Origin of the sequence: Leifsonia virtsii (assembly GCF_030433675.1) — a bacterium.
GTDB lineage: Bacteria > Actinomycetota > Actinomycetes > Actinomycetales > Microbacteriaceae > Leifsonia > Leifsonia virtsii.
The window spans coordinates 650,948-663,274 of sequence record NZ_JAROCB010000002.1 but is presented as its reverse complement, the minus strand read 5'-3'; the positions used below and the strand labels follow the sequence as shown (position 1 = coordinate 663,274).

Annotated in this window: 14 protein-coding genes; 10 read left to right on the top strand and 4 right to left on the bottom strand. The window is 71.5% G+C overall.

Annotation, left to right across the window (positions count from 1 at the left end; all coding sequences use genetic code 11):
- Position 1: 1 nt before the first annotated feature.
- Positions 2–778, top strand: a complete 777-nt coding sequence (locus P5G59_RS09150; protein WP_301218201.1) for a DNA-formamidopyrimidine glycosylase family protein — start codon at positions 2–4, stop codon at positions 776–778.
- Positions 779–854: 76 nt separating this feature from the next.
- On the opposite strand, the gene P5G59_RS09145 is transcribed toward P5G59_RS09150, so the two are convergent.
- Positions 855–1,454, bottom strand: coding sequence for an NADPH-dependent FMN reductase (locus P5G59_RS09145; protein WP_301218199.1), 600 nt, complete (start codon positions 1,452–1,454; stop codon positions 855–857).
- An 86-nt stretch (positions 1,455–1,540) separates the two neighbouring features.
- Here P5G59_RS09145 and P5G59_RS09140 point away from each other — a divergent pair, with 86 nt between their 5' ends.
- The 3 genes from P5G59_RS09140 (at position 1,541) to P5G59_RS09130 (ending at position 4,542) form a co-directional block, all read left to right on the top strand.
- On the top strand, positions 1,541–2,086 hold the full coding sequence (locus P5G59_RS09140) for a hypothetical protein (RefSeq protein ID WP_301218196.1): 546 nt from the start codon (positions 1,541–1,543) through the stop codon (positions 2,084–2,086).
- Between the two features lie 38 nt (positions 2,087–2,124).
- A complete protein-coding gene (locus P5G59_RS09135; RefSeq protein WP_301218193.1) occupies positions 2,125–2,631 on the top strand; it encodes a MarR family winged helix-turn-helix transcriptional regulator in 507 nt (168 codons plus the stop codon).
- A gap of 171 nt (positions 2,632–2,802) precedes the next feature.
- Positions 2,803–4,542 (top strand): LCP family protein, encoded by a 1,740-nt coding sequence (locus P5G59_RS09130; protein ID WP_301218190.1) that lies wholly within the window; start codon positions 2,803–2,805, stop codon positions 4,540–4,542.
- Here the strand turns inward: P5G59_RS09130 and P5G59_RS09125 are convergent.
- Positions 4,539–6,053, bottom strand: a complete 1,515-nt coding sequence (locus P5G59_RS09125) for an SGNH/GDSL hydrolase family protein (protein ID WP_301218187.1) — start codon at positions 6,051–6,053, stop codon at positions 4,539–4,541. The two genes, P5G59_RS09130 and P5G59_RS09125, sit on opposite strands and share 4 nt — an antisense overlap.
- A gap of 100 nt (positions 6,054–6,153) precedes the next feature.
- Positions 6,154–7,890 (bottom strand): ubiquinone-dependent pyruvate dehydrogenase, encoded by a 1,737-nt coding sequence (poxB, locus tag P5G59_RS09120; protein ID WP_301218184.1) that lies wholly within the window; start codon positions 7,888–7,890, stop codon positions 6,154–6,156.
- Positions 7,891–8,007: 117 nt separating this feature from the next.
- Between poxB and P5G59_RS09115 the strand changes: the two genes are divergently transcribed.
- Together P5G59_RS09115 and P5G59_RS09110 are read left to right on the top strand one after the other, a co-directional pair.
- Positions 8,008–8,649, top strand: coding sequence for a ScbR family autoregulator-binding transcription factor (locus P5G59_RS09115; RefSeq protein ID WP_301218182.1), 642 nt, complete (start codon positions 8,008–8,010; stop codon positions 8,647–8,649).
- Positions 8,650–8,856: 207 nt separating this feature from the next.
- Positions 8,857–9,237, top strand: coding sequence for a DUF3566 domain-containing protein (locus P5G59_RS09110; RefSeq protein ID WP_301218179.1), 381 nt, complete (start codon positions 8,857–8,859; stop codon positions 9,235–9,237).
- On the opposite strand, the gene P5G59_RS09105 is transcribed toward P5G59_RS09110, so the two are convergent.
- On the bottom strand, positions 9,218–9,823 hold the full coding sequence (locus P5G59_RS09105) for a TetR/AcrR family transcriptional regulator C-terminal domain-containing protein (RefSeq protein ID WP_301218177.1): 606 nt from the start codon (positions 9,821–9,823) through the stop codon (positions 9,218–9,220). The genes P5G59_RS09110 and P5G59_RS09105 overlap by 20 nt on opposite strands.
- A gap of 56 nt (positions 9,824–9,879) precedes the next feature.
- Here P5G59_RS09105 and P5G59_RS09100 point away from each other — a divergent pair, with 56 nt between their 5' ends.
- From P5G59_RS09100 to P5G59_RS09085, 4 genes are read left to right on the top strand one after another with little or no spacing between them, the layout of a single operon-like run.
- Positions 9,880–10,539, top strand: a complete 660-nt coding sequence (locus tag P5G59_RS09100) for a biotin transporter BioY (protein WP_301218174.1) — start codon at positions 9,880–9,882, stop codon at positions 10,537–10,539.
- The gene (locus tag P5G59_RS09095) at positions 10,536–11,228 is read left to right on the top strand and encodes an energy-coupling factor ABC transporter ATP-binding protein (protein WP_301218172.1); all 693 of its coding nucleotides are present in this window, start codon (positions 10,536–10,538) and stop codon (positions 11,226–11,228) included. Before P5G59_RS09100 ends, P5G59_RS09095 begins: the two co-directional genes overlap by 4 nt.
- Positions 11,222–11,833, top strand: a complete 612-nt coding sequence (locus P5G59_RS09090) for a CbiQ family ECF transporter T component (protein WP_301218169.1) — start codon at positions 11,222–11,224, stop codon at positions 11,831–11,833. The genes P5G59_RS09095 and P5G59_RS09090 overlap by 7 nt, the downstream gene beginning before the upstream one ends.
- On the top strand, positions 11,830–12,153 hold the full coding sequence (locus P5G59_RS09085; protein ID WP_301218167.1) for a CHY zinc finger protein: 324 nt from the start codon (positions 11,830–11,832) through the stop codon (positions 12,151–12,153). Before P5G59_RS09090 ends, P5G59_RS09085 begins: the two co-directional genes overlap by 4 nt.
- Positions 12,154–12,327 lie beyond the last annotated feature (174 nt).

Below are 12,327 nucleotides of genomic sequence, written 5' to 3'. Positions count from 1 at the left end.
CGTGCCTGAGGGCGACACCGTCTACCAGGCGGCGCAGCGGCTCCATCGCACCCTCGCCGGGCAGGTGCTCACCGCGACCGACTTCCGCGTTCCCCAGTACGCGACGGTCGACCTCTCCGGGCAGCGGATGGACGAGGTGGTGAGCCGCGGAAAGCATCTGCTGATGCACGTCGGCGACCAGACCATCCACAGCCACCTGAAGATGGAGGGCTCGTGGGAGGTGTACCCGCCGGGCGGCCGCTGGCGGCATCCCGGCTACCAGGCGCGCGCGGTGCTCACCACCGAGAGCGCGCAGGCGGTCGGGTTCCAGCTCGGGATCCTGGAGGTGCTGCCGCGCGAGCGCGAGGACGACGTGGTCGGTCACCTCGGACCGGACCTGCTCGGGCCGGATTGGGACGCCGACGAGGCTCTGCGGCGGCTCGCGGAGCATCCCGACACTCCGGTCGCGGTCGCCCTACTCGACCAGCGGAACCTCGCCGGGCTCGGCAACGTCTACGCCAACGAGCTCTGCTTCCTGCGCGGGATGCTGCCCACCCGGCCGGTGCGCGAGGCCGACCTGCCGGCGGCGGTCGCTCTCGGCCACCGTCTCATCACGGCGAACCGCGACCGCACAGTACGCGTCACCACCGGGGACACCCGGCGCGGACGGAACACCTGGGTCTACGGCCGGCGCGGCCAGCCATGTCGGCGATGCGGCACGCCCATCCGTTCGTCGTCGCTCGGGCGCACCGAGCTGGAGGAACGGGTGACGTACTACTGCCCGGTCTGCCAGACGTAGCGAAGCCGGCAGACCGGGCAGGTCTCACCCGGGACCGCGGTGACGGCGGCGCCGGAAGCGATGTGCGCGAAGCGGGTCAGGCCGCGGCGTCGTCCTCGTCCTGGTCCTCGTCCGAGGCGGAGGCCGTACGGACGGTGGCGAGGGCGCCGGACCACGACTCGAGCTGGTCGAACAGCGGCGTCAGCGCGGCCGTCTGCTGCTCGGTCGGCTTCAGCTGCCAGTTCTCGAAGTCGTGCGCGAGGCTCAGGCCCACGAAGGCGCTCACGGTCGCGACCTGCAGCTGCGACAGCACGAGACGGAGGTGCTCGACCGCGCGGGCGCCGCCGAAGACGCCGTAGCTGACGAAACCGGCCGCCTTGTTGTACCACTCAGCGCCGACGTAGTCGATCGCGTTCTTGAGCGCGCCGGAGGTGCTGTGGTTGTACTCGGGGGTGACGAACAGGTAGCCGTCGAACTCGGCGATCTTCGCCGCCCAGGCCTTGGTGTGCTCTCCCGCGTACTGCCCCATGGCGGCGGGCATCGCCTCGTCGAGGTGCGGGAGGTCCCAGTCCTTCAGGTCGACGAGCTCGTACTCGACGCCGGTGCGCTTTGCGGCGTTCTCGTACACCCAGCGGGCGACGGCCTCGCCGTTGCGTCCGGGGCGGGTGCTCCCGATGATGATCGCGATCTTCGTCATGTCAGCCTTCCTTTTGATGACGTGTCATCCAACGCGAACGCGGTCACTGCGCCGATCATTCCCGGGCCTCCCGCTAGGCTCGCGGCATGTCCGACGAGCGCATCCACCGCAACGACGACACGCATCTCCCGCCCGACGCGACGGAGGAGGAACGCCGCCAGGCCGGCGACCGCCTGCGCGAGCGGATCTACGTCACGTTCACGACGCTCGCCATCCTGATGGCGACGAACGCGCACGGCGACGCGCTCGACTCCCCCGGCATCCTGTGGACGCTGGTCGTCTCGGTCATCGGCGTCCTGCTCGCGGGCCTCGCCTCCGACCTCGTTTCGCACATGATCGCGCACAGCACCCTGCCGTCGGTGCGGGAGTTCCGGCACATGGTGGCGGTGTCGTCGCGCGCTCTCGGCGTGCTGGTCGTGCCGCTGATCAGCATCGGGCTGGCCGTGTTCGACGTGATCGAGGACCGCACAGGACTCGTCATCGCGATCGTCGCCCTCATCGCCTCGCTCGCCGTCATCGCACGCATCGCGGTGTCGCGCACCGGTCTCTCCGGCTGGAGGCAGTTCGCGGTGCTGCTGGTGCTCGTCGCGCTCGGTGTGCTGGTCGTCTTCCTGGAGTCGCTCGCGCACTGAGGCCACTGCATCGCCTGCCCGACGTGTCAGGATGGCGTATGGCCACCGCGCGCACCCGTCCGGACCCGCGCAAGCTCACGGACGACGAGCTGGAGCTGTTCCGCGCCTTCCACCTCATGCGCCGCGGATTCGACCGTACCCTCGACGCTCAGCTCCAGCACGACGACGGCATCTCCATCTCCGAGCTGGAGGTGCTGATGGCTCTCGTGCGCTCGCCCGGCCGACGACTTCGGGTACGCGACCTGGTCGATATCACCGGCTGGGAGAAGAGCCGCGTCTCGCACCAGGTGACGCGGATGGTGTCCCGCGGCCTCGTCGAACGGCAGGAGTGCGCGGAGGACCGGCGCGCCATGTGGATCCACCTCACGGGCGAGGGACGCCGCGTGGTCGTGCGTGCGCTGCCGAAGCACTCCGCGACCATCCGCCGCATCCTGTTCGACGCGCTGACATCGGATCAGCAGGACGCCCTGCTCGGGATCGCGCGGACGATGAACACGGCGATCTCGGACGAGGACTGCCCGCAGCAGGACGACTGCGACGACTGACCGCGGGCACGCCGGCACGCCCGGCACCGCCGCGAAGGTGAGCGTTCTCACACGGCCGCGGCCCCGATCGACCGCCGTCCGCTGGGAGGCCGTGGCGGAATTCCTGGCGATTCGTCGGGAACACGGCGCGAAACCAGCGGGTTCCAAGCCGACGCCCCCTAGCGTTTCCGTGTGCGACGCCCGAATTTCCCCGCCTCCGGGCCCGGCGCCGACGGCAGCGACCAGCAGCCGCCGGCGACCGAGGTCTTCGGACGCGTGCCACCGACCGACCCGCGCCGACCCGTCCGCGCCACGAGGCCGGCCTCCGGCGTGCCGACGGGGGGCGGGACGCCCGCGCCGTTCGACCCGTTCGGGCTCGGCGGCGACGCGCCCGGGCTCGGCGGTGAGGGCGCCGGACGCAACGGCGGAGGCGGACGCAACGGCGGAGGCCGCGGCGGCGACGGCGGAGGCCGCGGCGGCGACGACGGCACGGGCGGAGCCGGCGGCACGGGCCCCGGCCGCGGCAAGGGCTCCCGCAAGCGCCGCCGCACCAAGCGGATCATCGCCTGGACGGCCGGCGCCCTCGCCGTGCTGCTGATCGTGGTCGGCGGCTATGCCGCCTACAGCTACTTCCGGTTCGTCGGCGGTGTGAAGCACGTCGACGTCATCTCCAAGTCGGGCAACGACGTGGACGGCCAGGACCAGAACATCCTGCTCGTCGGCGACGACCACCGCCCGGCCGGGGCGACCCAGGCCGAGCTGGACCAGCTGAGCACCACAGAGGACGGCGGCGGCACCAACACCGACACGATGATGGTGCTGCACATCCCCGCCAATGGGAAGTCGGCCACGCTCATCTCGCTCCCGCGCGACTCGTGGGTGGACGTGCCCGGCCACGGCATGAACAAGCTCAACGCCGCCTTCTCCCTCGGCGGCGGAGCGTCCGACCCGACGGCCGGCGCGAAGCTGCTCATCCAGACGGTGCAGAACCTGACCGGGCTCAGCATCGACCACTACGTGCGCGTCTCGCTGCTCGGCTTCTACACGATCGCCCAGGCGCTGGGTCCGGTGCAGGTGTGCCTCAACGAGGCCGTCGACGACCCGTACTCCGGCGCGAACTTCCCGGCCGGGGTCTCGACCCTCGACGCCAAGCAGGCGCTGTCGTTCGTGCGTCAGCGCCACGGGCTCCCCCGCGGCGACCTGGACCGCGTGGTGCGGCAGCAGTACTTCCTCTCGGTCGAGGCGCACAAGTTCCTCTCCGCGGGGACGCTGCTGAACCCGGGCAAGCTGACCAAGGTGCTGGATGCGGTGAGCGGCTCGCTCGAGACCGATCCGGGCCTCAACTTCCTCCAGCTCGCGGCGCAGCTGCAGGGCCTGACCGGCGGCAAGATCCAGTCGGCGACCATCCCGATCACCGGCACGCCGACGATCACGGTCGACGGCGAGGACCTGTCCATCGTCGAGGTGGACACGGCGGCGATGCCCGCGTTCATCCAGAGCCTCATGGGCACCCCGAGCGACTACGACAAGGCGACCGCGGCGAAGCCGGCCGACACCTCGGTCACGGTCCTGAACGGCGGCAGCGAGAACGGTGCGGCGACCACGGGCACCCAGACGCTCGCCGCCGCGGGCTTCCGCACGGGCACCCCTGGCGACGCCGACTCGCGGCCGACCACGGTCATCCAGTACCCGGCGGGCAAGGAGGCGCAGGCCAAGGCCGTGGCCGCCTACCTGCCGGGCGCGGCGGTGCAGCAGACCGCCGACGTCAGCACGGTCACCGTCATCCTCGGCGAGGACGGCATCATGCCCACTGCGCCGGGCGCCGGCGGCTCGAGCGGCGGGGGCTCGGGCGGCGGCACCACCGCACCGCAGCCCTCGCCCACGCCGACCGGCCCCGCCACCAACTACAGCGACAAGGTCTGCATCAACTAGCTCAGCGTCTGCTTCTCGCCGGTCGAGGTGACGTTGAGGACGACCGTGTCGCCCGGCTTCAGCGTGACCGTCCTCGAGTAGACGGTGTAGCCCGGTGCCGAACCCAGGTCGAGGTAGTAGGCGTACGGGCCGCTGACGTGTCCGGAGTACGCACCGTTGACCCGGGCAGACACGTCGGGCGTCTGGTACAGCGTGTTCAGCGGGACCCACACCTGGAGCGAGTAGGTCGTGTCGCCCGTGCGGACCAGCTGGCCGGTCACCCCTCGGAAGGAATCGGGAAGCGGCGTCAGCACCTGACGGGTGCCGTTCTGGTACACCCGCAGCTCGACCTGATCGCGCGGCGCCACGGTCACGGGCTGGGCGTACGTGATGGTCTGGGCGCCGACGCGCTTACTCAGGTAGTAGCCGCTGCCTCCCTTGACGTTGGCCAGGTACTGGCCGTTCTTCGACGCGAAGACGTCGGGCATGTCGCCGAGCGTCTTCGGCACCACGATCTGCAGCTCGTACGCGTCGCCTCCCTGCGGCACGAGCTGGCCGCGGATGCCCTGGAAGGCCGCCCGCGTGCTCAGCGCCGACGTGGCCGACTGCCCGGCGAACGCGAGCCCCGCCTCGTTGGGGTGCAGCGAGGTCGGCGTCGCACCGGAGAGTCCGTTGATCGTGAGCGGTGCGATGTACGGAGCGCCGGCCGCCGAGCAGGCCGTGTGACCGGCCGCCACCGTCAGCTGGGAGAGGTACTCGACGCCCGCGTCCTCCGCCGCCCGGTCGAACTGCACGTCCATCGCGCGCTGGATGGAGTTCATCCACTCGAGGTCGCTCGTGACGAACGGGAAGCTCGTGCCCTGGAAGGTGAGCTTGGAGTAGCAGCCTCCGGCCGGCGTGTGCGCCGCGTCGGGCATCAGCGGAAGGTAGCCGACGACCATGATCCGCGCGGCCGGGTACGTGGAGCGCAGTTTCGCCAGCGTCGCGGCGAACTTCGGCGTCACCTCGTTCGTCAGCTTCGCCAGCACGTCGTCCGTGCCGTTCGCGGTGTGCTTCGCCTTGCAGGACGCGTCGCCGCCGGTGAGCGGGCCGGCGGGCGAGACCGCGAGGCACTGGGTGAGGATGGGCGCGAAGCCGAGGTCGTTGCCGCCCATGGTGAGCGTGATCAGCGAGATCGAGTCGGCGGGTGCGCTCGCCTGCGGCGCCCGGCCGGCCGCCGACGTGGTGAACACGTCGTCGAGCACGGCCCCGCTGCAGGTGTTGTCGGTGAGTGTCAGCCCGAGGTTCTCGGCCACCTGCGAGGGGTAGTTGTGCGCCGACTGCAGACAGGCGGCGTCCGCTCCCTTCACCCCGCCGATCGCCTGCCCGGCGGCGTAGGAGTCGCCAAGAGCGAGGTAGCCCTTCGGCGCGGCGCTGGCGGCCGTCCCGGTGAGCAACGAGAGCGCGACGGCGGTCGCGGCGGCCGCCGCCGCGACGAACCGCGTGCGGCGCGACCAGGGCCGGAGCCCCGTGTGTTTCCGGCGTTCGAGCATGATCCATCCCTTCGTCGTGAAGACGACTGGAGCATCGCCCTCACTCCTGTAGACGGATCAGTTCACCGTTGATAACGCGGAATACAGAAATTCGTTGTTCTCAGTCGAAGAGGCGCCGGAACACGTTCGTGTCGGCGAGGTCGATGAGCTCGTCGCCACGGCCGTTCATGATGGTCCGCAGGGCGTAGAGCGTGAACCCGCCGACCTGCTTGGCCGTGATCGCCGGCGGGATGCTGAGCTCCTGCCGCGCGGTCACCACGTCCACCAGCGCGGGGCCGTCGTGCGCGAACGCGTCGCGGAGGGCGCCCTCCAGCTCGTCCGGCCGCTCGACGCGCCGCCCGTAGAACCCGACCGCCTCGGCCACCTTGGCGAAGTCCGGGTTCTCGAGGCCCGTGCCGAAGGTGACGAACCCGGCCGCCTTCATCTCCACCTCCACGAAGTTCAGCGAGGAGTTGTTGAAGACGACGATCTTCACCGGAAGCTTGTTCTGCCGGAGGGTGAGCAGCTCGCCGAGCAGCATGGCGAGCCCGCCGTCGCCGGCGAGCGCCACCACCTGCCGCCCCGGGAACGCGGTCTGCGCCCCGATCGCCTGCGGCAGCGCGTTGGCCATGCTGCCGTGGGTGAACGACCCGATCAGCCGCCGCTTGCCGTTCATGTGCAGGTAGCGGGCCGCCCAGACCACCGGCGATCCGACGTCCGGGATGAACACCGCGTCGTCGGAGGCCAGCTCGCTCACCAGCCGCGCGACGTACTGCGGGTGGATGGGCGTGCGGTTGCGGTCGTTGACGGCCAGGTCGTCGAGGCTCTTGCGGGTCTTGGCGTAGTGGGCCAGCGACGAGTCGAGGTGCTTGCGGTCGGTGCGCTGGTCGAGCAGCGGGAGCAGCGCCTCCACCGTGTCCTTGACGCTGCCGACGAGGCCGAGGTCGAGCGGGACGCGCCTGCCGAGGTTCTCGCCGCGGATGTCGACCTGGACGATCTTCGCCTTCGACGGATAGAACTGCTGGTACGGGAAGTCGGTGCCGAGCATGAGCAGCGCGTCGCACGACTCCATCGCGCGGTAGCCGGAGGAGAAGCCGAGCAGTCCGGTCATGCCGACGTCGTACGGGTTGTCGTACTCGACGAACTCCTTGCCGCGCATGGCGTGCACGATCGGGGCCTTGAGGGCGCCCGCGATCTCGACCAGCTGCGCGTGCGCGCCCTCGGCGCCCGCGCCGGCGAGGATCGTGACGCGCTTCGCGGAGTTCAGGATGTCGGCGGCGGCGGCCAGCTCGGGATCGGTGGGCCGGGTCACGCGCGGCGAGAACGTGATCGGGGCCGACTTCTTGCGGCCCGCGCTGTCGGCCAGGAAGATCTCGCCGGGGACGACCACGACGGCGACCCCGCGGCGCTCGACCGCGGTGCGCATCGCGATCTCGAGGATGCGCGGCATCTGGTCGGCCTGGCTGACCAGCTCCGTGTAGACCGCGGCCTCGCGGAAGAGCTCCTGCGGGTGCGTCTCCTGGAAGTAGCCGCTGCCGATCTCCGCTCCGGGGATCTGCGCGGCGATGGCGAGCACGGGGACACGGCTGCGGTTGGCGTCGTACAGGCCGTTGATGAGGTGGGTGTTGCCGGGGCCGCAGCTGCCCGCGCACACCGCGAGCTCTCCGGTCAGCGCCGCCTCCGCCGAGGCCGCGAACGCCGCCGCCTCCTCATGCCGCACGTGCTCCCAGCGGATGGCGCCGCTGCTGCGGCGGAGCGCATCCGTGAAGCCGTTCAGCGAGTCGCCGGGAATGCCGTAGACGCGGCTCACCCCGGCATCCTGGAGGATCTCGACGATGGTGTCGGCGACAGTCGGCATGCGGTGCTCCCTCGGCTCGGTCGATGATGGTCCGAGCGCACGGAGCGCACCCGGCAAGCCCAACGCTACGCTGTGCGAGCAGATCATCCATCCCGCGCACGGGAACTGTGCGTTAACGTGAGGGCCATCATGGTGAAGCAGGAGCGGGCGCACGTCACACGCGGGACGATCGTGGCGGGTGCCGCCGCGGTGTTCGGCCGCCGGGGCTACGGCCTCGCCTCCATCGCGGACATCGCCACGGAGGCCGGCGTCACCAAGGGCGCTCTGTACTTCCACTTCCCGTCGAAGGACGACCTGGCGCGCGCCGTCATCGCCGAGCAGCACGCGCGGACGATGACGATTGCGGCCCGCGTGGTCGACGAGGGGCGGCCGGGGCTGGAGACGATGGTGCTGCTCAGCGTCGCGCTCGCACGGCAATTGCTGACCGACCCCGTGGTGTCGGCCGGCATCCGGCTGACGACGGACGTGTCGCTGTTCGACCCGCCGGTGACCGAGCCCTACGAGGACTGGCTGCACACGGCCGAGTCCCTGTTCCGCCGCGCGGCCGAGGAGGGCGACCTGCGGCCGGAGATCGACACGACGATGCTCGCGAGCGTCGTGGTGCCGGCGTACACCGGCATCCAGCTGGTCTCGGAGACTCTGACGCACCGGGCCGACCTGCTCGCGCGGGTCAGGGACCTGTGGACGGTGCTGCTGCCCGGGATCGTGCCGCCGGCCGAGTTCGAGCGGCTGCGGTCGCTGACGGAGCTCGTGCGCTGAGTCCGCGGCCTTCGCGTCGCAGCCGACCCGGCCGCAGCGCCCCCAATCCGCTACGGCCGCGCCGGGAGACATCCCGAGTCTACCCCCGGAACCGGACGATCGGTATGGACTCTCAGGCTCGGCCTCCGGGTGCAGCGGCGGCCGTCCCGTAGACTGGCGGCCGGGGAGCGCCGGCGACGGCCGGAGCTGCAGTGGGGAAGGTCGGGAATGGCGTCTCGGGGCAAGAAGCAGAAGAAGCGCGCGACGATGCGGCTGGTCTACATCGACTTCTGGTCCGCCCTGAAGATCTCGTTCCTGGTGAGCATCATCGTGGCCGTGATCACGGTCGCCCTGGGGCTGGGCGCGTGGTGGCTGCTCGACCGCTTCGGCGTGGTCGGCTCGGTGAGCGCCTTCCTGGCCGACATCGCCGGCGACCAGGGCGCCGCGCTGGTCGCGGGACTGACGTTCTCGAACGTGATGACCTTCACGCTGGTCGTCGCGCTGCTCGAGGTGATCGTGGTGTCCGCCCTCGGCGCGATCTTCGCCGCCCTCTACAACCTGGCCGTGCACGTCGTGGGCGGCTGGAAGGTCACCTTCGGGAGCGACTGAGCTCCAGTCCCCCGACCAGCAGCCCAACGCCGAACGCGAAGGCAGCAGCCGGGTCGTCCTCGTCGAGCGGCGACGTCTCGGCGTCGGCGAGCACGCCGAGGGAGTCGTACTGCAGCCGCTGCTGCTCGTGCGAGACGTGACCGAGCACGAAGTGCAGGAGCGCGGTCGCCGCGCGACGTGAGGTCTCCTCGTCGAAGCCGCCCAGCGCCACCGCCCGGGCCAGGCGCTCCACAGTCTCGGGCGAACCGAGCCCGAGGGCGAGCGTGCTGGAGACGACTTCAGCGCCGTCGCGGTAGGCGAGCAGCGCGTCGCGCAGGGCGTCGGCTTCGGCGCGCACGGCGGCCTGCCACGGAGCGACGTCTGGCTGAGCCACGGGGCGGCGGGCCGCAACGATGCGGTCGGCGACCTCGGCCAGCATCGACTGCTTGTTCGGGAAGTGATGGTATAGCGCGCTCGGCTGCACATCCAGCGCCGACGCAAGCCGCCGCATCGTGAGGTCGGGCAGGCCGAGGTCATCGAGGATGCGAAGGGCCGCCTCCGCCACGTCGTCGCGCGAGTGCCGCCGTCCGGTTTCGTTCCCTGCCATCTCGTCAGTATAGTGAACGCTGTTCAGGTGAACACCGTTCAGGTAAGGATGCGCCCGTGACCCTCTCGACTCCCACCCGACGCCGGCTCGACGCCACCGACCTCGCCCGCGTCGCCGTCTTCGCGGCGATCGTCGCCGTTCTCGGCCTCCCCGGCGGCATCAGCGTCTTCGGCTCCGTGCCGATCACGGCGCAGACACTCGGCGTGATGCTGGCCGGCGCCATCCTGGGCCCGTGGCTCGGCGCCCTCTCGATGGCGGTCCTCCTGGCGCTCGTCGCCCTCGGCCTGCCCCTGCTCTCCGGCGGGACGGGCGGCCTGGGCGTGTTCGTCGGCCCGACCGCCGGCTACCTGTTCGGCTGGATCGTCGGGGCGTTCGTCATCGGGCTCATCGTCCACGCGGGCAACCGCAGGCCGGTGTGGTGGCGCACGCTCCTCGGGATGGTCGTGGGCGGCATCCTCGTCGTCTACGCCTTCGGGGTGCCGGTGACGAGCCTGGTGCTGCGGCTGCCGCTCGACGTGATCGCGAAGTCGAGTCTCGTGTTCGTACCGGGCGACCTGGCCAAGGCCGTGATCGCGACCGCGATCGTGATGACGCTGGTGCGGGCGTACCCGCGGGCCTTCCGACGGAACTGGGTGACGCCGCGCGGCGCGGCTGCGCCGGAGGCGGAGGCTGCCGTCGCCCCGGCGTCGGAGGCGTCCGAGCCGCGGGTGCCGTGACCTCGCGCGCTCTGCTGCTCGACGGGGTCGGCGTGCGCCTGGGCGAGGTCGACGCCCTCCGCGGCGTCGACCTCGACCTCGACGCGCGAACGGTCGCCGTCGTGGGAGAGAACGGCTCGGGCAAGTCGACCTTCGCGCGCCTCGCCGCGGGCTTGGTGGCGCCGACCGCGGGCACCGCGCGCATCCTGGGTCTCGATCCGGTGCGGCAGGCAGCCGAGCTGCGCCGCCGCGTCGCCGTGGTGTTCAGCAACCCGGACGCGCAGATCGTCATGCCGACGGTCGCCGAGGATGTCGCCTTCTCGCTTCGTCCCGACCGGCTCGGCCGGGACGAGACACGGCGACGGGTGCAGGAGACGCTCGCACGCTTCGGGCTGTCCGAGTTGCGGGAGCGGTCATCGCACGAGCTCTCCGGCGGCCAGAAGCAGCTGCTCGCCCTCGCCGGCGCGTTCGTGCGCCGTCCCGAGCTGGTGATCGCCGACGAGCCGACCACCTACCTCGACGCACGCAACGCGCGACTCGTGGCCGACCACCTGCTGGCGGACGCCGGTCATCGGCTCGTGCTGGTCACGCACGACCTCGCCCTGGCGGCTCGCTGCGACGCGGCCGTCCTGTTCGCGGGCGGGCGCGTGGAGGCGGTCGGGCGTCCGGCCGACGTCATCGCCGAGTACGAGGCGGTGCTCGCGTGCTGAGCCTGTACCGGCCGGGGGACGGCATCCTGCACCGGATGCCCGCCGGTCCGAAGCTGCTGCTCCTGCTGGCACTGGTGCTCGCGGTGTCGCTCCTTCCATCGTGGTGGTGGTCGGCCGCCGTGGCCGCCGGCGTGGTCGTCGTCGTCTACGCGTGTGCGGGGCTGGGCGACGGGCTGCTCGGAATGCGCGAGCTGGCGCGCCAGACGCTCGCGCTCCGCTGGCTGATCGTCATCACCCTCGGCTTGCAGTCGATCCTCCTCGGGCCGGAGGCGGCGGTCGCGAACACGGCGCGGGTCACGGCGGCGGTGCTATTGGCCGGCCTGGTGTCGCTGACCACCCGCCTGACCGACCTCCTGGACGCGGTGGAGCGCGGGCTGCGCCCCCTCGACCGCCTCGGCCTCGACTCCGAGCGCGCCGCTGTGCTGCTGACCGTGACCTTGACGACCGTGCCCGTCGTCGCCCGCCTCGCCGGCGACGTGCGGGAGGCGCAGCGGGCGCGTGGCGCGCGCCCGGGGTTACGCTTCTTCGCGGTGCCCTTCCTCATCCTCTCGCTCAAGCACGCCGACCAGCTCGGCGAGGCCCTGGCCGCGCGGGGCGTGCGATGACCGGCCGGCCGCGCGTGCTCGGACCGGTCGTCGACGACGCGACCCGCTGCATCCACTACCGGACGCCGCTCGACGTCGTCGCGCTGAAGTTCGCCTGCTGCGGCGAGTACTACCCGTGCCACCTCTGCCACGCCGAGGCGGCCGGCCATCCGGCCCGGCAGTGGCCGCGGTCGGACCGCCGCGAGCACGCCGTGCTGTGCGGCGTCTGCGGGCACGAGCTGACCATCGCGGAGTACCTGGAGGTGGACGCCTGCCCGCGCTGCGCCGCCGCGTTCAACCCCGGCTGCAGCCTCCACGCGCACCTGTACTTCGAGGTCTGACCCGACTCAGCCGTCGAGAAGGGAGGAGCCGGCGGGTCTGCCAGCCGCGGAGTTCCTCCCTTCCCCGCAGTCGACGGCGTGTCGCCGGCCGACCTCCTCCGTTTCCGGCCGTCGTCGAGAAGGGAGGAGCTGCGGCCCGGATCGGCGGTGTGGCGCGCCGAGCGGCGGAGGATC